This window comes from Flavobacterium sp. NRK1 (assembly GCF_024054175.1).
GTDB lineage: Bacteria > Bacteroidota > Bacteroidia > Flavobacteriales > Flavobacteriaceae > Flavobacterium.
Window position 1 is genome coordinate 1034009 of the sequence record NZ_JAMXLA010000001.1, and the last position, 24469, is coordinate 1058477.

Genomic DNA, 24469 nt, shown 5'->3' on the forward strand with positions numbered 1-24469 from the left:
TCCTTTGATACAGTATAAACTGTACCCAAAATTTTTATTTATAATTCAATTTTTATTATGGCTTACTGCCATACAAAGGTTGCAACAGCATTAGGCTCTACAGTATAATTAAGCTTTGTAGTGCCCACTTTTACTGAGAATTTTCTCGATGTTTCTGATTCATTAAGCACAACAAGCACTTTAGAACCGTCTGTATTTATAAAGGCTACATTTCTAAGGCTAAGCGAATTATCAAAATTGGTAGAATTTACTCTTTTAGCCCCCGGCCTTACAAACTTTGAAAAATGTGCCAGTGTATAGTACTCCACATTCTTTGTTACTGCTCCCGATGCGTTTATAGTAACCACGCCACGGCAATCTGCGCACCCACCATTGGTAGGGCCGCTATTGCTGTTAAGCGCAAGGTTCCATAATAATACGTTTTTAGACCAGTTACGTGTAGTACCTATAAAAATAGTTCCTGTATTCCATTTAAGGTTACTGGCAAAATCCGGGCTCCACGCACCACCCGATACCTCTGTAAAATAAAGGTTCTTATTAGGGAAAGCGGCATGTACCTGATTCATAGCACTTACATCGCCTGCATAGGCATGAAAAGCAGAACCATCTACATATTGGGCCGCATCTGCATCATTTAATATTTCTATAGGGTATTGAGGCACATCAAAATTATGATCGTAAGCGATAATTTTAGTTGATAGCCCTGCTGCCTGTAATTTAGGCCCCAGACTAGTTTTTATGAATTCTGCCTGTTCTGCAGCCGTCATTTTCATAGTTGGGTAACCTGTGGTTTCATGCAGCGGTTCATTTTGCGGAGTAACAGCATTTATACTAATGCCATGTGCCGCATACGCATTAATGTACTTTACAAAATAGTTTCCGTAAGCATTATACCATTCCGGTTTAAGGCTTCCTCCGTTCATGCTTGCAGTTGTTTTCATCCATGCAGGAGCACTCCATGGGCTGCCAAGTATTTTTATACCCGGTGCATACGCCTGTATAGCCTGCAATACAGGTATAACATCCGTTTCGTCCGGTGCTATAGAAAAATTATCAAGGTTAGCATCGGTACTTCCGGAAGGAACATCATCATAGCTAAAATTGCCAAGCGAGAAATCTGAAGCACCAATAGTAAGGCGTAAATAACTAAGACCTATACCCGTTTCAGGACTAAAAAGGTCTTTTAGCAATGCTTCCTTTTGGGCAGGTGCCATAGCATTAATAACATTTGCCGAAGAACCTGTTAATGCAGCACCAAAGCCTTCAATTTCCTGATACTGCTGCGCAAAATCAACAGAAATTGAAGGATCGGTAGTTGCATCATTATCATATATAGACGCACCTGTATTTTGTTTGCTTAAAAGTTTGGTCATATCTCCGTTGGTAACCCAAACATCAGCAGTGCCTATAACATTGCCAACACCTGTTTCGGATGCAGGCGGAGCAGAATTGCCCGATCCGTCTTCACTTCCTGAGCAGGAAAAGAATAATGCAGCCAGACTTATATAAACAAACGTTTTTTTCATGGTGTGCCTTATATTTTATTAATTGTAACCCTGGTTTTGCACAAGATTAGGATTTCTGTTCAGCTCTCTTTGAGGGATAGGCAGGAATATTTCATATTCTTTCATATCATAGTTAACAGGGTTTCCTGTTCTAAGATCAATATCCTGAACGGCATTCATAGTTTCGACAGCCACGTTGTTTCTAACAAGGTCATCCCAACGATGTGCCTCCTGAGCAAGTTCAAGTCTTCTTTCTTTAAGTATAGCTGCTTTCATCAAATCCTGAGATCCTCTTACTTCAGCAGTTAAAACCGGAAGGTTAACCCTTGTCCTAATTCTATCCACTTCATCAGCAGCAGGTCCCGGCTGACCGGTTGCATTAAGCGCCTCAGCTTTAAGAAGGATAATATCTGCTAAACGAAGCAGGTAAATATGGTCAGAACTTTGCCACCCCATTGCATTTTTCCATTTGTATGCAAAAGGTATAGAGCTTCCTACTTCGTTACCCCAGTACTCATCCGCCCACGGTGCATTTTCAAAAAGGATGGTAGCGTTTTTACGAATATTATCACCTTCAGCATCATAAGCATTTACAAGATCGTGAGAAGGTGTAACAAATTTTCTCCACGTGTCACCACTTACAGATGGTGGCAAATGCATTTGCGGTCCCCAAGTACCTTCATTTCCACCAAGATATTGTACTTCCAATATAGATTCAATATTGTTATAATGAGATCCATCAAATAAATCTGAATAACTACCCATAAGATTATAACCAGCAGGACTGTTTAAAACAAGATTAGCGTAGTTTACAACTTCACCCCAGTTGGGTACAGGCTGCTGCGCGTAAGCCTTAGCAAGAAGTGCATAAGCAGCACCTTTAGTTGCCCGTGCTTTATTAACAGAGGCATCTCCTCCGTAATCATTAGGAAGTTCATCTACTGCTAATTTAAGTTCAGAGATTATCATATCATATGTTTCCTGCTCTGTACTACGAGGCACTCTTATTGTTGTCGGATCAACAGATTTAACTGACTCCATAACCAATGGTACACCGCCAAAAAGCCTTGCAAGTGTATAATAATGGTAAGCTCTTAAAAAGCGTGCTTCACCAAGTATTTGTGTACGTCTTTCTTCAGTAATAAGCCTTTCAACTTTAGGGGTATATTCCAGCACTACATTGGCTTTTGCTATTGCATTATAAATAGCAGACCAAGCATTGTAAATTCTATCATTTGTAGGCTCTACATTAATAGCATCTAATTGAAAAATCATTGGATTATCACCCCCTGCATAATGGTTGTCAGAACGAACATCTGAAAACAGTACATGATCCCATACATAGTAATCATTACCCTGAAAAGACTCATAAACACCTATAAGTGCCGCCTCAATCTGATCTCCTGTCTGGTAAGAGTTCTGAGCAATACCATCAGAAATAGGCTCAGCATCTAAATTATCATCACATGATGCAAGCATTAAAGATGCAAGCACCAAAGCTGATATCGTTTTTATATTTAAAATTTTCATAATCATTTTTTATTTATAATGAAGCTCTTATACCAAATATAATATTCCTTGTTTGAGGATATGTACCGTAGTCTATACCGCCTACGCGAGTATTATTACCATAAGAGTTAACCTCTGGATCAAAACCTGAATAATTGGTGATAGTAAACAGGTTTTCTCCTGTGGCATATAATTTAAGAGCACTTAAACCAATTCTGCTTAAGACGTCTTTAGAAAAATCATAACCAAGTGTTATAGCTTTTAACCTTATATAAGATCCATCTTCAACATAATGAGACGATATTCTTGAGTTAGCAATATTACCGTCCGTACTTACTCTTGGCACATCAGTAATATCACCCGGATTTTGCCATCTTCTAAGCACTGTAGTAGTTTGATTTCTTGAATCGATCATACTTTCAGTATCAAAACGGGTTGCGTTTAAGATGTCGTTACCCTGAGATCCCTGAAAAAATAAGTTCAAGCTTACATTTTTATAGCTAAAATTATTAGTTATACCGTAAATAAAGTCAGGGGTTGCATTACCAATGTTCTTCTTATCCTCTTCTGTAGGATTAAAAGTTGAAGAACCATCCTTTGCAATGTAAAATACATTACCTGTGTCAGGATCTACTCCACCCCATTGGTAACCATAAAACTGACCTAAAGGTTTACCTTCCTGTATTAGTACTGCATCACCACGGCCTGCAATACCTCCATCATTAATTTCTGTACCTACAAGATTAGTTACTTTATTTCTGTTGAACGAAATATTAAGGTCTGTATTCCATTTAAAATCTCCATCAAAGTTTACCGTACTTAACTGGAACTCCAAACCTTTATTTTCTATAGACCCTGCATTTTGTAAAGCAGAATCAAAACCTGAAGTTCTTGGAATTGGTACATTAAGTAATAAATCCTGACTTGTTTTTCTATAAGCATCCGCGCTAAAACGAATTCTGTTTTTGAAAAGTGCAATATCAATACCTATATTAGTTTGCTCTGAAGCTTCCCATTTCAAATCTCTATTTTCAATTCTTCCAGGGTAATTACCCGGCTGAATAGTTCCCCCAATTGGATAATTTGTACCTGGCACAACATTTTGAAGCCATCCGTATCTTGTAATATCGTCATTACCAACCAGACCCCATCCTGCTCTAATCTTTATTTCATTGATAGACTCAACACTTTTAAGAAACTCTTCATTTGAAATTCTCCATCCTGCAGAAACTGAAGGGAAATAACCCCACTTGTTGTTCGGACCAAAATTATTTGAACCATCTGCTCTAAAGTTTGCTGTTAAAAGGTATTTATCATCAAAAGAATAGTTAATTCTTGATATAAAAGAAGAATTATATTTCTCTGACTTTGAAGCATTAGCCGTCGCTATGGTAGAACCTGCATTAGGTGTAGTAACACCGTCACCAGCAAAGCCTCTTGTTTCAAGATTAGAATCTTCCCATAATGATTTTTGATAAACAGTACCTACAACTGCTTCTATAGAGTTCTTATCAGCATTAAGTTTATAATTCAATGTGTTTTCATACATATAGTAATTATATCGGTTAGTATTGTAACGGCTAATACCTTTCATAGCTCTACCATAACTTGTTCTGTAAGGATCAAGGAAATAATCAGTAGCAGCATCGCTATGATCTATAGAAAGGGCAGTTCTAAAAGTAAGTCCTTTTAAAAGCTTTAATTCACCATATACATTACCAAATACACGTTGATTTCTATATCCTCTTTGAGATCCGTCCGTATTAGATAATGGATTTTCCCAATTCTGGAATGGGTTACTTGTAAAGGTTCCATCTGCATTATAAACACCAATATTTTGTGGTGTGTTTAAAACACCTAAAATAACACCACCATTACCAACACCTGAATTATCAGTAACATCAACATCTTTATAATCAATATAATTAAGATTTGTACCTACTTTTAACCAGTCAGTTACTTCCTGAGAAAGGTTGACTTTAAATGTTTTTCTTCCCATATCAGAGCTTCTTACAGCACCTTCCTGATTAACAACACCACCACTTAAATAGTAAGATGTTTTGTTACTCTTTCCTGATAAGGAAACCTGGTGACTGTTAGAAAAACCGGTTCTGAAAACTTTATCCTGCCAGTTTGTATCATTGTTGTACTGATCCCAAAAACCAGGAGATGTACCAAGACCTCTTTCCATTTGCAGTTCTTTATACTGCTGTGCATTTAAAACGTCCAGTTTTTTCCAAAAAGACTGAAACCCTACATAAGTTTCGTAAGTAAGAATTGGCTTTTCTGATTTACCTTGCTTAGTTGTAATAATAACAACACCATTGCTACCCTGAGAACCATATATAGCTGCAGAAGAAGCATCTTTAAGTATTGAAATAGATTCGATGTCAGCAGGGTTAAGCGAACGGGTGTCCGATGTAATTACACCATCTATAACATAGATAGGATCACTGCCAGCTGTAATTGAACTTGTACCACGTACACGTACACTAAAACCACCTCCGGGCTTACCGCCATTAGATGTTACCTGTACACCGGCAGTCTGTCCCTGTAAAAGGCTGCTTACCTGGTTATTTACACGGTTTTCAAATTTCTTTCCATCTACAACTGCAACCGCACCTGTAATATCCTGTTTTTTTTGTGCACCATAACCTACTACTACAACTTCCTGAAGTAGTTGGGCATCTTCTTTAAGTTTAATTGTCATTGTGCCGGAAGTGGCAGTAACTTCCTGTGTGGCAAATCCTATATAGGAAAAAACCAAAACATCGCCTTCTTTAGCATTAATGGTAAAATTACCATCAATATCGGTAGAGGCATTGGCATTAGATCCCTTTACCAGGATATTTACGCCTGGTAAGGTCATACCTGTCCCTGCATCTGTAACAGTACCTTTTACCTGAGCAAAAGTGACTGCAGAAAAGCAGAGAAACATTAAAATTAAGTAGTTCTTAAATCGCATAAGATTTTGTTGGGTTAGGGTTAATTTTAAACTTTTGAAAACCATTAAGTTGTAGCAATTTCGCATTTCACAATGTGCCAAATTGAGAATAAGTTAAATTTTAAACAACCGAAATCGTTTTCGACTCAAAATTTAGTGTTGCCAAATTATAGATATGAATTCTAAGAAAAATAAATACCAGTACACTTTGCTTACTCCATTTAAAAAAAACGTACTCTCAAACTATTACTTTTTTTTTGCAATGTATTGTATAGCAAAAAATTATATAATAAAAAAATGAGTAGCTTTGTACGCCTGAAATGATAATTTACGGTATAAAAAGGTATAATTTACATCGTTTGAGTTAATTTTACGTCTTAACACGCACTTAATAAAGATTTAACAAACCGCATGAAAAAACGCTTTATCTATATTTTCTCACTTATTTTAATACATTCTTCTATTTTTGCCCAAAACGGCGTTACCGACAACTTAAAACTTTCAGGAAAAATAACACAGTACAGTAGAAATGATTTTAATGCCGATCCGCAATTCTGGGCTATTTGTGAAGATAATAACGGTACTATTTTTTTTGGCAATAATGATGGAGTAATCATTTTTGACGGTGAGCACTGGCAAAAACTCAACCTGCCCAATAATTCATCTGTCAGGAGTCTCGTAATTGATGATAAAGGAATTATATATGCCGGAGGATATAATGAGATTGGTACTATTCAAAAAAATGATTCCGGCAAATATTTCTATAAATCACTTATGGAGGAGTTGCAGCTAGAAGGTAAAAACATAGAAAACATATGGGCTATACATGCTTTAGGCAATAAAATATTATGCCGCTCTTTTAATGAGCTTATTATAATTACTAATAAAACGGCAACCCATATCCCTGCAAATACATCGTTTATCTACTCCAACTTAATTGGCAAAGATTATTATATACAGGATTCTAATTATGGTATTTTAAAACTTAATGCAGGCAGTGCCGAACCCTCAATGGTTTTTACGCGTGAAAAATATAATAATGAGGAAATAGTATCTATACTGCCCGGCAATGAGTCAGGCTCGGTAATGATAATTACTAAACAGGGTAATATATATGGCGGAAACGCTGCTTCGGGCACTTTACAACTATTAAATAATGTGTTTAATCACAGTCAGCGAGATTATGTTTCATCAGCTATAAAATACGCGAACGGAGATGTGTTTATTGGCACGTTAAGCTCAAAGATCATAATGGCTAACAGTAACGGTAAAATAATTGAAAGCCCCGCCATTTTTCAAAATCTTCAGGATGCTGTCATACACAGATTATATACCGCAAGCGATGGAAATATATGGGTATTGCAAAATAATGGCCTTGCCTATATAGATTTTATGTCCCCCTACACCTATCTCTTTAATAAAGCTTCAGTATATGATGTGCTGACTTATAATAATTACATTTATCTGGCTACTAACCAGGGTGTTTATTATTCTTATTTCAACGGTAAAAACCCTTCATCCATTCATGATTTTAAAAAAGTAGAAAATCTGCATGGCCAGGCATGGTCTGTTCAGCAGCTAAAAGGCGATATTATTGTGGGCCATGACAATGGTCTGTTCAGGATTGATAATGGCAATGCCGTTAAAATTGGCAATGTTACAGGCTTCTGGAAAGTTACTCCAATAAAAAATAAGCCCGATCTCTATCTTGCATCACATTATAACGGACTTTATTTACTGGAAAATAAAGAAGGAGAATGGATACTGCATGAAAAACTTAGTGGCTTTGACGAATCTGCGAGAGATATAATGCCGGCCGATGAGCCATACAGCTACTGGGTGTGCCATGGTTATAAGGGTGTATTCAGAATACGTATAAACCCATCTTACACACGTATCAGCTCTGTAGATCATTACACAAACAAAAACGGATTAGAATCGGCTTTTAATGTTAATGTAACCCGTTGGAACAACGAAATTGTTTTTACTACAAATACAGGTATATACCGCTATAGCCAGCAGCAAAACAAATTTTTACCGCATACACTGCTAAATAGTATACTGGATCCTGAAAAAAATACCCGTAAGCTTATACAGCGCAATGATAAAACATGGTTTGTTCAGGATGACGAGGCAGGCTATTTTTATACTGCCGAAAAAAAGCCTGAACTGCATAAAGACCTTTTTCTTAATTTAAAAGGTAGTTTTAACCGTGGTATGGAAAGTATAACCACACTATCGGGCAATAATGTACTTTTCGGCACTACAAACGGGTTATTTCTCTATACCATTGCCAAACCCGGCACCAGTGCGGGCGTTGCTACCGTATTAACACAAATATCATATTCCAAAGATCAGGAATCCAGCCTCCTGCCATTGATCAACAGAAAAGGCGATGCCGAAGTACTGCCCAATCAAACCGATATTCTGCGTTTTGAATTTGCAGCCCCTAAAATGACCCACGGTACAGAAGTGCAATACAGCTATATGTTAGAAAATGTAGACAACAACTGGTCTGCATGGCAAAACATACCTTATAAAGAATATACCCATTTAAGGCCCGGGAACTATACTTTCAAGGTAAGAAGCCGAAATACCGCAGGCCTTATAGGAAATGAAACATCTTATCAGTTTACTATTCTTCCAAAATGGTATCAAACAAACCTTGCGTTTGCATTATACATAATTATAGCCTTATTATTGATTATAGCCATCGTGCGGTACATTAAACGCAGAATTGAACGGGAGCATGAAAAGACAAAAACAGAGGCTTTAAAAGCAAAAAAACTGTTAGAGCTGGAATTGGAGCAGCTAAAATTGCAAAGAGATAAAGAGCAGATAAATAAAGACAGGATACATTTACAGGAAGAGGTACTTAATAACAGTAAAGAACTTGCCAACTATACCATGCTGCTTATAAAAAAGAAAGACATTTTTAATGAATTGACTTCCGACTTAAAAGAGCTTAAAGATTATGTAAAAAATGATGATTCACGCAAAAAACTGCTCCAGATTTTCCAGAAGCTGAACCAGCATAAAATAGGTGAAGAATATCTGGAGGTTTTTGATGTGAATTTTGAAAAAGTACACCACAACTTTTTTGAAGAACTTAAAAAACTAAACCCTTCTCTTACTAAAAGAGAATTAAGGCTGTGTGCCTTCGTAAAAATGAACCTTACCAATAAAGAAATATCGCCTCTCCTTAGCATTTCGCTGCGTGGTGTAGAAAACGCCCGTTACCGTATTCGTAAGAAGCTGGAGGTAGCCCATGAAGACAATTTTGTCTCCTTTTTAGAAGGCATTGCTAAAGAGGCAGATATGCAATTATAAAAAAGCCGGTAAAAACCGGCTCTGTATTATTCAATCATTACATAAGACTTTACAACTGCGTTTGTTCGGGCATCTGTAAAATCTACATAATAGTTAGCGTCCTGCGTACCATCACCTTTCATGTTATAAATTCCATTAAAAAAGCCATCCAGCAATTTAACATCCAAGTATTTACTAAAAAAAGTATAATTTGCTTTTACCCAGGGCATCTGGTCAGGTTCTACAGCACAACAACAACATGTTTTTGCCTTTTCAAAAGCAAGATGATCTTCAGGAGCAATTACTACAACAATACGGTCTCCCTCATTTGTAAAAGTCTTGTTTTCAGTAGAAAATGTTTTTTGGGTCTGGGGCGTATCAAAAGTCACCTCTTTGTAATCAGAAGTTAAAACTCCCGTTAGCATCACTGTTCCCAACACCGTAAAAAGCACAATTTTTGACATAAATAAGTATTTTAAGTTTGAATGCAATTATACATAAAATAAATTAAATGTAAATTAAAGGCTACAAAAAAGCCTCTGAAATTTCAGAGGCTTTCTATATAGATATCTATTATATTATTTCAGGCTTGCAAAAAGATATTCCCTGTTCATACGGGCAATGTTTTCGAGAGAAATGCCTTTAGGGCATTCTACTTCACAAGCACCTGTATTAGTACAGTTACCAAATCCTTCTTCATCCATCTGTCTTACCATGTTAAGCACACGTTCTGTCGCTTCAACTTTACCTTGCGGTAACAAAGCATATTGAGAAACTTTTGCACCAACAAACAACATAGCAGAACCATTTTTACAGCTTGCTACACAAGCACCACAGCCAATACACGCGGCAGCCTCAAAAGACCTGTCTGCATCATGCTTAGGCACAGGAATAGCGTTAGCATCCATAGTGCGCCCTGATGTATTTACAGAAACGAAACCACCTGCCTGCTGAATCCTGTCAAAAGCAGTACGGTCAACAATAAGGTCTTTAATTACGGGGAAAGCTTTACTTCTCCAAGGCTCAACATAAATAGTATCGCCATCTTTAAACATCCTCATGTGAAGCTGACATGTTGTTACCTTAGTATCAGGTCCGTGGGCACGCCCGTTAATATAAAGCGAGCACATACCGCAAATACCTTCACGGCAGTCGTGGTCAAATGCTACAGGCTCTTGTCGTTCGTTAATAAGCTGCTCATTTAACTGATCCAGCATCTCAAGGAATGAACTGTCAGTAGAAACGTTATCCAGCTTGTATGTTTCTATTTTACCTTTAGTTTTAGCATCTTTCTGACGCCATATTTTAAGGTTTATATTTATATTTTTATTAGAAGCCATTTCTGTTGAATTTTATTTGTAGTTCCTTGCGGCAATTTTAATGTACTCATAGTTAAGAACTTCTTTATGAAGTTTTTCAGCATTAATATCGTCTCCGCCATATTCCCAGGCACCTACGAAATTAAAGTTTACATCATCACGAAGCGTTTCACCTTCAGCATCCTGATACTCTTCCCTGAAGTGGCCTCCGGCAGATTCTTTACGTTGAAGCGCATCCATTGCCATAAGTTGTCCAAGTTCCATAAAGTCAGCAACACGAAGCGCTTTTTCAAGCTCTGTATTAAGTTCATTAGCAGAACCCGGTACAAATACATCCCTGTGGAATTCAGCTCTTAATGCATCAATTTCAGCGATAGCTTCAGTTAAGCCTTTCTCATCACGTGCCATACCAACTTTATTCCACATAATGTGGCCCAGTTTTTTATGGAAATGATCTACCGATTTCGTACCGTTGTTGTTTATGAAAGCATCAATTTGAGATCTCACATTATTTTCTGCTTCAACAAATTCAGGAAGGTCTGTAGAGATCTTACCTGTACGGATATCGTTGGCAAGATAATCAGATACTGTATAAGGCAGTACAAAGTAACCATCAGCAAGTCCCTGCATTAGTGCAGATGCTCCAAGACGGTTAGCACCGTGGTCAGAGAAGTTGGCTTCTCCTGCTACGAAACAGCCCGGTATGGTACTCTGTAAATTATAATCAACCCATACACCACCCATAGTATAGTGAACTGCAGGGTATATTTTCATTGGCGTTTCATACGGATTTTCATCTGTAATCTTTTGGTACATCTGGAAAAGGTTACCATATTTCTCCTCTATCCATGCTTTACCAAGTTTAATAACCTCTTCATCCGAAGGATTGTGATTACCCTGTGCAAAAGCCGTTTGTTTACCTTTACTTATGATCTCTGAAGAGAAATCAAGATAAACACCTTCGTTAGTTGCGTTAGCTTCTATACCAAAACCTGCATCACAACGCTCTTTTGCTGCCCTCGATGCCACGTCACGTGGTACAAGGTTACCAAAAGCAGGATATCTTCTTTCAAGGAAATAATCCCTGTCTTCTTCAGCAATTTGTGTAGGCTTTAATTTTCCTGCACGAATCGCTTCAGCATCTTCTATTTTTTTAGGAACCCAAATACGGCCTGAGTTACGCAGCGATTCAGACATCAGGGTAAGCTTAGACTGGTTTTCACCATGAACAGGAATACACGTTGGGTGTATCTGTACGAAACATGGGTTAGCAAAATAAGCTCCTTTTTTATGTATTTTCCATGCAGAAGTTACGTTACTGCCCATAGCATTTGTTGAAAGGAAATAAACGTTACCATAACCACCCGAAGCAATAATTACTGCGTGCGCAGAGTGTCTTTCAATCTCCCCTGTTATAAGGTTACGTGCAATAATTCCACGTGCTTTTCCATCTACTTTAACAATGTCAAGCATCTCGTGGCGGTTGTACATTTGTACACGGCCAAGGCCGATTTGTCTTGAAAGCGCAGAGTAAGCTCCTAATAAAAGCTGCTGGCCTGTTTGCCCCGCAGCATAAAAAGTACGCTGTACCTGTACACCACCAAATGAACGGTTATCAAGCATTCCGCCGTAATCCCGTGCAAAAGGAACACCCTGAGACACACACTGGTCAATAATATTTCCGGAAACTTCAGCAAGACGGTGAACATTAGCTTCACGCGCTCTGTAGTCACCACCTTTTATAGTATCATAAAACAGCCTGTAAACACTGTCACCATCATTCTGATAATTTTTTGCAGCATTAATACCACCCTGTGCAGCAATAGAGTGTGCACGGCGTGGAGAATCCTGAAAGCAAAATGCTTTTACATTGTATCCCATTTCGCCAAGGGATGCTGCAGCCGACGCTCCTGCAAGGCCGGTACCTACAACAATTACATCAATCTTAGGTCTGTTGTTTGGGGCAACCAGTTTTAAATGGTCTTTGTATTTAGTCCATTTTTCTGATATAGGCCCTTCTGGTATCTTAGAATCTAACATAGTTACTGATGTTGATTATTTTATAAAAAAGTGAATATATATAGGAATGATAGCAAACAATAGCGGAACTATAATTGCAAAAGCTTTCCCGAAATTTTTGATAAACCCGTTATATTTTGGATTGTTAACACCCAAAGACTGGAATGCACTGCCAAAACCATGGTAAAGGTGGAAACCAAGTACTATCATTGATATAGCATAAAGTATGGTATATACAAGGCCAAGTTTAGCATCTTTAAAGAAAGCTACTGTAATCTTGTAAAGGTCTTTATAACCTTCTTTTATCTTCACATTAGCGGTTGCATCATAAAACTCAGTTCTGTTTTTAATAACAGCTGCACCCTGAAGAACCTGTGCTTTTGGTAAGTATCCACCGTCTGTAGTAAGATAGAATTCCTGAGGCATGCCGCCGGCATTGATCATTACTGTCTGTAAAGGCATATTTTTATCAAAATGCATTCTGGCCCAAAAACTCACCATGTGCGTTACAATAAAAATAAGGATAATTGTTCCTAAAACAGCCATGTTTCTTGAAGCCCAGATAGTATTTTTCTCCGGCTTGTTCATAACATATTTTACAGGCCTTGCTTTTTGGTTTTGTATTGCCAGTAAAATACCATCTATTGCGTGAAACAGAATAGAAATGTAAGTAAGATAAGACAACACCTTGATAGCCGGGTTTGTTGTCATAAACAATGCATACTGGTTAAAGTGCAGTGCTGCATTTTCACCTGTTGAAAGCAATTGAAGGTTACCAAGTAAGTGCCCGATTAAAAACAGGCAGAGAAATAAACCTGTCAGAGCCATCCAGTATTTCTTAGCAAGGGACGACTTTAATAGTGCAGATTTTGCCATAGTATTTGATTAAAAGATAAGGTTTTTAAAAAATCAAACAAAAATAAGGCGAAAACCAATTAACTACAACCTTTGCGAGTAATTTATAATGAGTATAAAGTGTATTTTAGTGAATTATTTTTAGTGTAAAAAAACAATTAAAAAAGTTTTATACTAAAAAGCCTAAAAATGTGCAGAATAAATCAATTTTCGCTAACTAACCGCCGTACAAAATTTAATATGTTTTTGTTACGTCTTCATCTACAACCAGTATAAAATCGGCAAGATTAAGATACTCTTTTTCAGGTTTATCAATATCTTTTTGCGAAACTGTTGCTATACTAACAATTTTTATACCCGGTTTTGCCTTTTTAAGATACCAGTTTATACCCTCAAAATTCTCACTGTGATACGTACCGTTGTAATGTACAAAAACAATATCTGGTTTTAAATGCTGTGCGATAAAATAAGCCATAGTAGCATCTTTAAGGGCTTGTGCTTTTGGCAGGTTATCGCCGCCGTGGCCACCACTCATTTCCAGCATTTTTACATACCCCGGCAAAGCAGCATCATACGCTATAGGCAGTGGGGCAATCCATTTTTTTTCTTCAGCAGAAAGTCCATCTAATGATTCAAAACCACCTTTATAAACTTTGCTGGCATAACGTCTTGGCACATTGGTAGCTATAAAGTCAAAATGTTTTCCCTTAGCAAAATCTACTAATGGTTTATAGTCTGTCTTATAATTGTTCCACAGGCGGGCGGTACTATCAAAAGCTGTTTGGCTGATCTCCCCTTTCAGGTATTGATCGAGTTCTTTTTGGTTATCTGCTTCAATCATTTCTGCGCCAAGCACAAGGTCTTTCTTTTCAGCAAGGTCTTTTGTAAGTTCAAGCTCAAGCCAGTGCACAACCGAATTATCATGATGTTCTCCAAACAATACTACATCGGTTGCTGTGGCAGCCTTAACCAGTTTTTTGTATGATGTTGCCGTACCATATTTATCAAAAAGCTTATACGGCATCTTGTCCTGCGCGTGTATCCCTGCAAAAACTGCAAAAGCAGCTATAAAAGCATATAATTTCATTAAAAGTAAATTTGTGTATCCTCCAACAAAAATAGCCATTATAAACCGCCCTGTAATTACACATTTAAAAAAATTACGGCTTTAATTTTTACAAATTAGCAAAAATGAAACCTCAACTATTTTTATTGCTGTTTATATGCCCGTCTGTTAGTATTTTTAACCCATAAACAATGAATAATGACTACCGGAATTGACGCAATTGCCTTTGATATTGCAAAACTGCACTTACCTATAAAAACACTGGCCGAAGCCCGAAATATTGATCCCGAAAAACTTGAAAAAGGCCTCGGATTACTAAAAATGACACTGCCTGACGCACATCAGGATGCTGTGGTATTTGGCGCCAACGCCCTTACAAAACTAATTACCCAAAACAACATAAACCCCGCAGAAATTGCCCGCATATACGTAGGTACTGAAAGCGGTATTGACAGCAGCAAGCCTATAGGTTCTTTTTTAACGGCATTAATGGAGCAAAAGTTTGGCGAAGGCACTTTTAGCGAATGCGACACGGTAGATTTTACTTTTGCCTGCATAGGCGGAGTAGATGCACTACAAAACTGCCTTGATTACATAAAACTCAATCCAAATAAAAAAGCCATTGTTATAACTACCGATATTGCCAAATACGATCTTGAATCTACCGGAGAATATACTCAGGGCGCAGGTGCGCTTGCCATACTGGTAACGGCAAATCCGCGTATTATAGCCATTAGCAGCGAATGGACAGTAAGCACAAAGGGCGTGTTCGATTTCTTTAAACCTTACCGCACGCTATCTAAACAGTCAATTACGAACAATGAGGACAACGAACCATGGTTTGGCAACCTTGAAGCAGAAATAGAAATACATAAAGACCAGCCGGTGTTTGACGGGCAGTACTCTAACCAATGCTACACCGACCGTACCCGCGAAGCGTATTTCCGATTTAAAAAAGCAACTAACACTACCGGATCATTATACAATACATGGGAAAGTATTATTATGCACCTGCCCTATGCCTATCAGGGACGAAGGATGTTCTCTGAAATTTTTGCGCTGGATGCAGATACTCCACTACTAACAGGTAATGAAGATATAGCCGATTATCAAACGAAAGTGAAAGAAATAGCAAAGTCTGATGATTACCGCACTTTTGTAAATCAAAAAATGCAGCCTGCCGAACCAGCATCATCTTTAATCGGCAACCTATATACAGGCTCTGTATTTATGGGGCTGCTGTCGGCATTAAGCCATTTTGCAAAAGCCGATACCGACCTCAACGGTAAGAAATTCGGATTTCTTGCTTACGGAAGCGGATCGAAATCGAAAGTTTTTGAAGGCACATTGCAAACAGGCTGGAAAGAAGCAGCCATTAAAGCACAACTATTTGAAACCCTGGCCGAAAGTCAGGAAATAGGTTTTGACACCTACCTTAAACTACACAAAAAAGAACAGCGATATAGTCTTTTAGCGCCATCCGGCGAATGGGCACTGGACAGGATAGAGAAAGAAATTCCTAATTTAATGGGTGCAAGGCATTATAAGTGGGTGGAGTAGTTAGTCTTCAATAAAATCATCTTCATTAAATGGAGCAATAACTGCTTTGCCATCTTTTATTCTAACATCATAGTAGTCACAAATATCACTTTCCGTTTTACAAAGATAAATTATCAACGGAATGATTCCTTTTTTTGTCTGAACGTTAATCATGGCAGACTGAAGCAACATTCTTTTATACTCCTCAGGACGTGTAGAGACTTTAAACATTTCCTTTTTGAGTGTAATTGTATCTTTTGTTGATTGACTAATAAGATGAATTAACATTTCTCTATAATTATAAACACCTTTATTATCATAAATATCACTCGTCGGCTGCGCATAAGTTATATTATTAGTATACTCAAAAGCAACATCTATCGTGTCGATATCTATTACAGTCAATCCCACTTTAGTAAAGGTTGCTTTTTCTGGCTCAAAAACAACCTTTTGAAACACGTATTTTTCAGTAACCTCTTTTTTCTCAGATGTCTTAATTTTAACATCGCTTTTATCATTCTTTCCGACTTCCTTATTACACGAAATCATAAACATCAATAGCATAAACAAGCAAATGTTTTTCATTTTCTACTTATTATTTAAGTTTACAAATATAATTACATTTTCTTTCAAAATTATTCTCCGCATAAGTTGCAGAGAATAACCTTCTTTTTCTCCATATCTCAAATTTTAAGACGCTATTTCCCAATAATCTTAGTACTTTTGGTATCCTGAATAAAAACTTTATATCATGAAATACCATCAGATAGACCGTAACCTGTTCATTAAAAACCGTAAAAAGTTTATGGCAGAAATGAAACCTAAAAGCGTTGCGGTATTTAACTCTAACGACATTTACCCAATAAGCGCAGATAGTACAATACCTTTTCAGCAGCACCGCGATATATTTTACCTGAGCGGTGCCGATCAGGAAGAAACCATACTGCTGCTTTGCCCGGATGCTCCGTATGAGCACCTGCGCGAAATACTTTTTGTTCGCGAAACCAACGAGCATATTGCTATTTGGGAAGGCGAAAAACTGACTAAAGAACGTGCTACCGAAGTTTCGGGCATTAAAAATATACAGTGGCTTCAGGATTTTGAAAAAATACTTTTCGAAGTAATGACCTACTGCGACACTATATATATTAATACTAACGAACATTACCGTTCGTCGGTACAAACGCAAACGCGTGAAGACCGTTTTATTAAATGGTGGAAAGAAAAATACCCTGCACACCAGGTAGCAAAAAGCAACCCGATACTGCAAAGGCTCCGTTCTGTTAAGGAAAGTGAAGAAATTGACCTGATGCAAAAAGCCTGCGATATTACCGAGAAAGGTTTCCGCCGTATTCTTGGTTTTGTTAAACCGGGTGTTATGGAATATGAAATTGAGGCAGAACTGCTTCATGAGTTTGTGCGTAACCGTTCGAAAGGGTTTGCATACGGACCTATTATTGCTTCGGGTAACAATGCTAACGTATTACATTATGTAGAAAACAACCAGCAATGTAAAGATGGCGACCTTATTTTGTTTGACGTAGCAGCAGAATATGCTAACTACTCCAGCGACCTTAGCCGTACCATACCTGTAAACGGGCGTTATACAAAAAGACAAAAAGAAGTTTACAATGCAGTACTCCGCGTAAAAAATGAAGCTACCAAAATGCTTGTTCCGGGTACGCTTTGGAAACAATACCACGTTGAAGTAGGTAAACTAATGACATCGGAACTGCTTGGGCTTGGACTTATTGACAAAGCTGATGTTCAGAACGAAAACCCTGACTGGCCGGCATACAAAAAATATTTTATGCACGGTACGTCGCACCATTTAGGACTTGATACTCATGATTACGGGTTATTATCTGAACCTATGAAAGCCAACATGGTATTTACTGTAGAACCGGGAATTTATATTCCTGCCGAAGGTTTTGGTATCCGTCTTGAAGATGATGTTGTTATACAGGCATCGGGTGAGCCATTTAACCTTATGCGCAACATACCTATTGAAGCAGACGAGATAGAGAGCCTGATGAATCAATAGCTTCGTGTTATTGGATTTTGGGTTGCTTACTCATTCCTTACAAACGTTCTCGGTCATTGCGAACGCAGCGAGGCAATCTAGATCTCATTGACATACAAAACGGCTTACTATTGTGAGCCGTTTTTTGTTTTTGTTGGCATAATAATTAATAGGTATGCTGTATTTTTGCACCAAATAATCCCAATACGTCATTGCGAATGCAGCGCAGCGGAGTGTGGCAATCTTTTCTGATTGCTTCGTCGTTCCTCCCCGCAATGACTAAAAAAAACCGGACTTGAAAAACCTTAACTACAAAAATATCAATATCGCCTATTCCGATACCGGAAAAGGCACCGCAATAGTATTACTGCATGGCTTTTTAGAAAGTGCTGTAATGTGGGATTTTTTTGTTGCCGAATACAGCAAAAAGTACAGGGTTATAACTATAGACCTTTTAGGGCATGGGCAAACCGAATGCCTGGGCTATGTACACACTATGGAAGATATGGCAGATGCCGTACATGCCGTATTGCATGAACTTCGCATACGTAAAGCTATATTTATGGGGCATTCTATGGGTGGTTATGTGGCTTTGGCATTTGCCGAGCTATATCCTGATATGATTAAAGGTATTGTATTACAAAACTCTACCTCGCGTGCCGATAGCGACGAGCGCAAAAAGAATCGCGACCGCGCTATAAAAGCCGTAAAACAAAACTACACTGCTTTTGTACGCATGAGTATAGCCAATTTGTTTAGTGAAGAAAACCGCGACCGCCTTGCCGACGATATTGAAGCACTGCGCGAACAGGCTGTAAAAACTCCGCTTCAGGGTATCGTTGCTGCATTGGAAGGCATGAAGGTACGCAACGATCGTGAGGTGATATTGCATTTTTCGCCCTACCCTATTATGCTTGTTTTAGGCAGGCACGACCAAAGCCTTATATACAGCGAACAAGCAGACCAGGTAGAAAACACCGATGTTAAGCTTGTAAGCTATCCGTACGGGCACATGAGCCATATTGAAAACCGCGATGAGCTTTTAGCGGAAACACTTGCGTTTTTTAAGACGTGTTAATTTAATTTACAGTTTACAATAAGGCGGCTATCATGCAAAATTTCGCACCTCATCATCTCACTGCATATCTTATGACAAATAAAAAAAGGGCACCTATTATTGGTACCCGTTCCTATATATAATCAAACAATTATATCTTATTTTTCAAGAGCATAGCGTCTTGCTACTTCTTCCCAGTTTATAACACTAAAGAAAGCCTCAATATAATCAGGCCTTCTGTTTTGGTAGTTTAGGTAGTAGGCATGTTCCCAAACGTCAAGTCCAAGAATCGGTGTACCACCGCATCCAACTTCCGGCATTAGCGGGTTGTCCTGGTTAGGTGTAGCGCAAATTTCAAGCTTACCGCCTTTTTGCACACAAAGCCAGGCCCATCCTGAACCGAACTGAGTTGCAGCAGCTTTAGCAAATTTCGCTTTAAATTCAGCAAAAGAACCAAAAGCTTTATCTATAGCTTCTTCAAGCTCACCTGTAGGCTCGCCTCCTCCTTTAGGAGAAAGTATAGTCCAGAAAAGGTTATGGTTATAAAAACCTCCACCATTATTTCTAACAGCAGCGTTAGACATATCAAGGTTAATAAGTATGTTTTCTATAGTTTTGCCTTCAAGGTCTGTACCGTCAATGGCAGCATTTAGGTTGGTAGTATATGCATTATGATGCTTTGTATGGTGTATTTCCATAGTTTTAGCATCAATATGTGGTTCTAGAGCGTCATATGCATAAGGAAGTTTTGGTAATTCAAAAGCCATAATATCCGTAATTTAAAAGATTAATATTAATTTTAAATCCAAATTTACAGATTTTAAGGTTTATAATAAATAAGATTTTGTTATAATTTCCCTTATTAAAATTTAAAACATTCATTATAAGTGCATAAAACTGCTTTTTCTATTTATAACGCATCGGCCGGTTCGGGCAAAACCTACACTCTTGTAAAAGAATACCTGCGCATACTGCTACAAAGTACTACCGATGATGCCTACCGAAAAATACTTGCCATAACTTTTACCAACAAAGCAGTGCAGGAAATGAAGGGCCGTATTATAATGAACCTTTCCGATTTTTCTAAAGACGATCCCGGTGACAGGGCGTTAAGCCTCATGAAAGTGCTTTCTGCTGAAACGGGCTTATCCATCGCTACCATACAGGACAAGTCTAAGGCTATTATTAAAAACATCATTCATAACTATGCTTCGTTCGATATTTCTACCATAGACCGTTTTACCCATAAAGTTATCCGTGCTTTTGCACACGATCTTAACCTTTCGGTATCTTTTGATGTTTCTCTGGAAACCGACAGCCTGTTGCAGGAAGCTGTAGATGCCATTATTGCCAAAGCAGGGGAAAATGATGTGCTTACCGCATTACTGGTAGATTTTTCGTTAGATAAAACCGACAACGACAAAAGCTGGGATGTTACCTATGAACTTTTTGAAACCGGAAAGTTACTTATTGATGAAAATAATCGTAACGAACTGCATCAGTTTAAGGACAAAACCATAGAAGAGTTTTTGTTTATAAAGGAGAAGCTAAAAGAATCTGTTGCAAGCCTGGAAGCCGAAAGTGTAGCACTTGCTAACGAAATGCTTACCATAATAGAAAACAAAGGCATAGATACTAAGTCGTTTTCACGGGGTACTTTCCCTAACCATATAGGTTACATTCGAGACGGGGCACTTTTAAGCAGCCATAAAAAATTTTATGAACCGGATGATGTACAGATAAACAAAACCGCAAAAGACCGAGAACTTATAGAAAGCGTTTTACCGGAGTTACTGGCACTGCTGCAAAAAGCATATAAGACCTACGAAAAGAAAAACTTTTATCAGGCTTTCTTAAAAAACATAACTCCGCTTTCATTGCTCAACTCTATTGGGCAGGAACTGGAGCGCATTCAAAAAGAGCAAAACGTGCTCTCTATATCAGAGTTTAATGCTATTATCCATAAAGAGATTCAAAACCAGCCTGCACCTTTTATATATGAGCGGCTTGGCGAACGCTACCGCCACTTTTTTATAGATGAGTTTCAGGACACATCGCAAATGCAGTGGAACAATCTTATTCCATTAATTGACAATGCACTGTCTTCGGAAGATTTGCTGGGCGACAGAGGTACACTAATGGTGGTAGGCGACCCAAAACAATCTATTTACCGTTGGCGGGGTGGTAAAGCAGAACAATTTATTGCATTAGGCAAAGAACATAATCCGTTCTCTAACCCCGACAAAGAAATATTAAATCTTGTTACTAACTACAGGAGCTATTCTCAGGTAATAGATTTTAATAACGAATTTTTCAATGTGCTTTCGCAGGAGTTTTTAAATGAAGATTACCGCGATATGTATGCTGCCAGCAATCAGGAAACCAATAATAAACAGGGTGGCTATGTAAACATATCTTTTTTACCTGAAATTGCTGCCGATACCGAAGAAGAAACCGACAAGGACACACTGTACCTTGAAGCTACACTATCAGCTATTAATAAAGCAGTAGCTAACGGCTTTCACTACAGGGATATCGTTTTGCTTACCCGAAAACGTAATCCAGGCGTACTGTTGGCAAATTATCTTACCGAACAGGATATACCCATACTATCGTCTGAAACACTGCTTATAGAAAACGCTACCGAGGTAAAGCTTATAATTAACCTACTGCGCTACCTGAAAAGCAATGAGAATATAGAAGCAAAGGCGCACTTTTTATATTTTGCAGCCACAACCCAAAGTAATATTGCTATTCACGACTTTATTGCCGAAGGCATGGCACAGCCAACCGAAGAGCATCTTGAAAACTGGCTGGCATTGCACAATATAAATATATCGTTCAAAAATTGCCGTAAACGCTCTTTATATGAAGCCGTTGAAACTATAATTGATGCTTTTATAAAAGAAAAGTCCAATCAGAGTTATGTGCAGTACTTTCTTGACCTTGTGCTGGAACGCGATATGAGAACGCAATCGGGTATTGCAGATTTTCTGGAATACTGGGACAAGAATGGCTCCCGCTTCAGCATACCATCACCGGAAGGCAATGATGCTGTAAGGATAATGACCATCCATAAATCTAAAGGACTTGAATTTCCGGTAGTTATATTTCCATTTGCCGAAGAAGACTACAGCCGGTCACCACGCAGCAAAATGTGGCTGGAGCTTGACGACACAACATTTGAATTTCAAAAAGCACTTGTTGACAGTAACAAAGAGGTATCACAATATGGCGAAAAAGCTTCAGAACTGTATTTAATAAAATCGCAGGAAGAATTGCTGGATAATATTAATATATTATATGTAGCTCTTACCCGTGCCGAAGAACAGCTATACATTATATCTAACAGGAATTTTACAAGCAAAGGTGAACTAACTAATAATATGTCGTCTTACTTTATAAAATACCTAATGCAAAAACAACTGTTTGACAACAGAATTAACCAGTATGAGTTTGGCGATCCTAAAAAAGTATCACCGGAGGATGATTACCAGGATAAACAACAAAGTATAAAAGTAGTAGGCGAAAGATTCAGCCCGCGTGGAGTTAAAATCGCACAGCGTGAATCACTCATGTGGGGTACAACCCGTTTAAAGGCTATAGAGTTTGGTAATGTAATGCACGAAATACTGTCGTTTATAAAAACAGAGCACGATATACCTTTAGCTTTGGTGAAAGCCATAGAAGACGGACTTATTGTACGAAGCCAGCAGCATGAAGTAGAAAAGACATTAAAAGACATTATATTTCACCCTGAACTCCGAATCTTTTTTGAAGAAGGCAACATCATATATAATGAACAGAGTATTATTCGGCATGAGATGCAAACCATTAAGCCTGATAGGGTAGCTGTAAAAAACAACACGGCACTATTACTTGATTACAAAACAGGAATACATCAGCAAAAATATGCTGCCCAGCTTACCTCCTACCAGACAGCTTTGGAAGAAATGGGATTAATGGTGCTTAAAAAAACACTCGTATATATAGGTGATAATATAAATGTGGTAAATTTGCCATGATTTTAGATCGCTACAATAACGATTTCGCAATTATCAGTAAAACAACAAACCCATAATAAAAATGTACGGAAAGATAAAAGAACACCTGACCGCTGAACTGGAAACCATAAAAGAAAATGGCCTCTATAAAAAAGAACGTATTATAGCTTCGCCACAAGGTGCAGAGATAACTCTTGATTCAGGCCAGAAAGTATTAAACTTCTGCGCTAACAATTACCTGGGGCTATCATCGCACCCGGAAGTAATACAGGCTGCTAAAGATGCGCTTGACACACATGGCTTTGGTATGTCGTCTGTTCGTTTCATTTGCGGAACTCAGGATATACACAAAGAACTTGAAAAAGCCGTTGCCGATTTTTACGGTACAGAAGACACTATATTATATGCAGCCGCTTTTGATGCTAATGGCGGAGTATTTGAACCATTGCTTGGCGAAGAAGACTGTATTATATCAGATAGCCTTAACCATGCCTCAATTATAGATGGTGTGCGACTTTGTAAAGCAGCACGCTACCGATACACTAACAATAACATGGCAGAACTTGAAGAGCAGCTTATAAAAGCTACCGAAGCAGGGCACCGCTTTAAGCTTATTGTTACAGATGGTGTTTTCTCTATGGACGGACTTGTAGCTCCTCTTGATAAAATATGTGACCTTGCCGACAAGTACGATGCTATGGTTATGGTTGATGAATGCCACGCAGCAGGTTTTATAGGCGCAAACGGTAAAGGTACGCTGGAAGCAAAAGGCGTTATGGGCAGAGTGGATATTATTACAGGTACATTCGGTAAAGCGCTTGGCGGAGCTATGGGCGGCTATACAACTGCAAAAAAAGAAATAATAGAAATACTTAGACAACGTTCAAGACCATACCTTTTTTCTAACTCACTTGCACCATCAATTGTAGGAGCATCATTAAAAGTTTTTGAGCTTCTTAAAAAGGATACTTCACTTAGAGATAAACTAGAGTGGAATACAAATTATTTTAAAGAAGGAATGAAAAAAGCAGGTTTCGACATTATAGACGGCGATTCAGCTATAGTTCCTGTTATGCTTTATGATGCCAAATTATCGCAAATTATGGCAGATGAATTACTTAAAAAGGGTATATATGTTATCGGATTCTTCTTCCCAGTGGTGCCAAAAGACAAGGCAAGGATAAGAGTACAGCTTTCTGCAGCCCATACCAAGGAACATTTAGATCACGCAATTGCCTCATTTTCAGAGGTTGGCAAGTCGTTAACTATAATTTAACGACATTTTAGCCATTAACGTAAGATAAATTTTAATAAAACGTT

The 24469-nt window shown here is 38.1% G+C and carries 16 protein-coding genes; 6 read left to right on the top strand and 10 right to left on the bottom strand.

Annotated features, from left to right (window positions below):
- Positions 1-62: 62 nt before the first annotated feature.
- Genes NHE85_RS04940 through NHE85_RS04950 form a run of 3 tightly spaced genes read right to left on the bottom strand, consistent with a single transcriptional unit; the run spans position 63 to position 5979 of the window.
- Positions 63-1526: a glycoside hydrolase family 30 beta sandwich domain-containing protein gene (locus tag NHE85_RS04940; protein WP_252810235.1), complete on the bottom strand. Its 1464-nt coding sequence runs from the start codon at positions 1524-1526 to the stop codon at positions 63-65.
- A gap of 18 nt (positions 1527-1544) precedes the next feature.
- On the bottom strand, positions 1545-3035 hold the full coding sequence (locus NHE85_RS04945) for a RagB/SusD family nutrient uptake outer membrane protein (RefSeq protein WP_252810236.1): 1491 nt from the start codon (positions 3033-3035) through the stop codon (positions 1545-1547).
- A gap of 13 nt (positions 3036-3048) precedes the next feature.
- The gene (locus NHE85_RS04950) at positions 3049-5979 is read right to left on the bottom strand and encodes a TonB-dependent receptor (RefSeq protein WP_252810237.1); all 2931 of its coding nucleotides are present in this window, start codon (positions 5977-5979) and stop codon (positions 3049-3051) included.
- A gap of 390 nt (positions 5980-6369) precedes the next feature.
- Between NHE85_RS04950 and NHE85_RS04955 the strand changes: the two genes are divergently transcribed.
- On the top strand, positions 6370-9288 hold the full coding sequence (locus NHE85_RS04955) for a triple tyrosine motif-containing protein (protein ID WP_252810238.1): 2919 nt from the start codon (positions 6370-6372) through the stop codon (positions 9286-9288).
- Between the two features lie 26 nt (positions 9289-9314).
- On the opposite strand, the gene NHE85_RS04960 is transcribed toward NHE85_RS04955, so the two are convergent.
- From NHE85_RS04960 to NHE85_RS04980, 5 genes are all read right to left on the bottom strand, one after another.
- Positions 9315-9731, bottom strand: a complete 417-nt coding sequence (locus NHE85_RS04960; protein WP_252810239.1) for a hypothetical protein — start codon at positions 9729-9731, stop codon at positions 9315-9317.
- A gap of 114 nt (positions 9732-9845) precedes the next feature.
- A complete protein-coding gene (locus NHE85_RS04965; RefSeq protein WP_252810240.1) occupies positions 9846-10607 on the bottom strand; it encodes a succinate dehydrogenase/fumarate reductase iron-sulfur subunit in 762 nt (253 codons plus the stop codon).
- 12 nt (positions 10608-10619) lie between these two features.
- Complete coding sequence (locus tag NHE85_RS04970) at positions 10620-12626, bottom strand: fumarate reductase/succinate dehydrogenase flavoprotein subunit (protein WP_252810241.1); 2007 nt, start codon at positions 12624-12626, stop codon at positions 10620-10622.
- Positions 12627-12641: 15 nt separating this feature from the next.
- Positions 12642-13481 carry a succinate dehydrogenase cytochrome b subunit gene (locus tag NHE85_RS04975; RefSeq protein ID WP_252810242.1) on the bottom strand — a complete coding sequence of 280 codons (840 nt, stop codon included), beginning with the start codon at positions 13479-13481 and terminating at the stop codon, positions 12642-12644.
- 214 nt (positions 13482-13695) lie between these two features.
- On the bottom strand, positions 13696-14547 hold the full coding sequence (locus tag NHE85_RS04980; protein ID WP_252810244.1) for a ChaN family lipoprotein: 852 nt from the start codon (positions 14545-14547) through the stop codon (positions 13696-13698).
- Positions 14548-14724: 177 nt separating this feature from the next.
- Between NHE85_RS04980 and NHE85_RS04985 the strand changes: the two genes are divergently transcribed.
- Positions 14725-16086, top strand: coding sequence for a hydroxymethylglutaryl-CoA synthase family protein (locus NHE85_RS04985; protein ID WP_252810246.1), 1362 nt, complete (start codon positions 14725-14727; stop codon positions 16084-16086).
- Here the strand turns inward: NHE85_RS04985 and NHE85_RS04990 are convergent, their stop codons facing one another.
- Positions 16087-16650: a hypothetical protein gene (locus NHE85_RS04990; RefSeq protein ID WP_252810248.1), complete on the bottom strand. Its 564-nt coding sequence runs from the start codon at positions 16648-16650 to the stop codon at positions 16087-16089.
- A 166-nt stretch (positions 16651-16816) separates the two neighbouring features.
- Here NHE85_RS04990 and NHE85_RS04995 point away from each other — a divergent pair, with 166 nt between their 5' ends.
- Together NHE85_RS04995 and NHE85_RS05000 are read left to right on the top strand one after the other, a co-directional pair.
- Positions 16817-18109 carry an aminopeptidase P family protein gene (locus NHE85_RS04995; protein ID WP_252810250.1) on the top strand — a complete coding sequence of 431 codons (1293 nt, stop codon included), beginning with the start codon at positions 16817-16819 and terminating at the stop codon, positions 18107-18109.
- Positions 18110-18383: 274 nt separating this feature from the next.
- On the top strand, positions 18384-19166 hold the full coding sequence (locus NHE85_RS05000; RefSeq protein WP_252810252.1) for an alpha/beta fold hydrolase: 783 nt from the start codon (positions 18384-18386) through the stop codon (positions 19164-19166).
- Between the two features lie 137 nt (positions 19167-19303).
- Here NHE85_RS05000 and NHE85_RS05005 read toward each other — a convergent pair whose 3' ends face one another.
- Positions 19304-19912, bottom strand: a complete 609-nt coding sequence (locus NHE85_RS05005; RefSeq protein WP_252810255.1) for a superoxide dismutase — start codon at positions 19910-19912, stop codon at positions 19304-19306.
- A 120-nt stretch (positions 19913-20032) separates the two neighbouring features.
- On the opposite strand from NHE85_RS05005, the gene NHE85_RS05010 reads away from it, so the two are divergent.
- Both NHE85_RS05010 and kbl read left to right on the top strand, forming a co-directional pair.
- Positions 20033-23170, top strand: coding sequence for an exodeoxyribonuclease V subunit beta (locus NHE85_RS05010; protein ID WP_252810257.1), 3138 nt, complete (start codon positions 20033-20035; stop codon positions 23168-23170).
- A gap of 61 nt (positions 23171-23231) precedes the next feature.
- On the top strand, positions 23232-24425 hold the full coding sequence (gene kbl / locus NHE85_RS05015; RefSeq protein WP_252810260.1) for a glycine C-acetyltransferase: 1194 nt from the start codon (positions 23232-23234) through the stop codon (positions 24423-24425).
- Positions 24426-24469 lie beyond the last annotated feature (44 nt).

What these genes read in the sequence shown, in the direction of transcription:
- NHE85_RS05005 (WP_252810255.1), bottom strand. Translation starts at nt 19,912, where the DNA reads ATGGCTTTTGAATTACCAAAACTTCCTTATGCATATGACGCTCTAGAA.
- NHE85_RS04940 (WP_252810235.1), bottom strand. Translation starts at nt 1,526, where the DNA reads ATGAAAAAAACGTTTGTTTATATAAGTCTGGCTGCATTATTCTTTTCC.
- NHE85_RS04955 (WP_252810238.1), top strand. Translation starts at nt 6,370, where the DNA reads ATGAAAAAACGCTTTATCTATATTTTCTCACTTATTTTAATACATTCT.
- NHE85_RS04965 (WP_252810240.1), bottom strand. Translation starts at nt 10,607, where the DNA reads ATGGCTTCTAATAAAAATATAAATATAAACCTTAAAATATGGCGTCAG.
- NHE85_RS04975 (WP_252810242.1), bottom strand. Translation starts at nt 13,481, where the DNA reads ATGGCAAAATCTGCACTATTAAAGTCGTCCCTTGCTAAGAAATACTGG.
- NHE85_RS04985 (WP_252810246.1), top strand. Translation starts at nt 14,725, where the DNA reads ATGACTACCGGAATTGACGCAATTGCCTTTGATATTGCAAAACTGCAC.
- NHE85_RS04950 (WP_252810237.1), bottom strand. Translation starts at nt 5,979, where the DNA reads ATGCGATTTAAGAACTACTTAATTTTAATGTTTCTCTGCTTTTCTGCA.
- kbl (WP_252810260.1), top strand. Translation starts at nt 23,232, where the DNA reads ATGTACGGAAAGATAAAAGAACACCTGACCGCTGAACTGGAAACCATA.
- NHE85_RS04970 (WP_252810241.1), bottom strand. Translation starts at nt 12,626, where the DNA reads ATGTTAGATTCTAAGATACCAGAAGGGCCTATATCAGAAAAATGGACT.
- NHE85_RS04945 (WP_252810236.1), bottom strand. Translation starts at nt 3,035, where the DNA reads ATGAAAATTTTAAATATAAAAACGATATCAGCTTTGGTGCTTGCATCT.
- NHE85_RS04960 (WP_252810239.1), bottom strand. Translation starts at nt 9,731, where the DNA reads ATGTCAAAAATTGTGCTTTTTACGGTGTTGGGAACAGTGATGCTAACG.
- NHE85_RS04995 (WP_252810250.1), top strand. Translation starts at nt 16,817, where the DNA reads ATGAAATACCATCAGATAGACCGTAACCTGTTCATTAAAAACCGTAAA.
- NHE85_RS04980 (WP_252810244.1), bottom strand. Translation starts at nt 14,547, where the DNA reads ATGAAATTATATGCTTTTATAGCTGCTTTTGCAGTTTTTGCAGGGATA.
- NHE85_RS04990 (WP_252810248.1), bottom strand. Translation starts at nt 16,650, where the DNA reads ATGAAAAACATTTGCTTGTTTATGCTATTGATGTTTATGATTTCGTGT.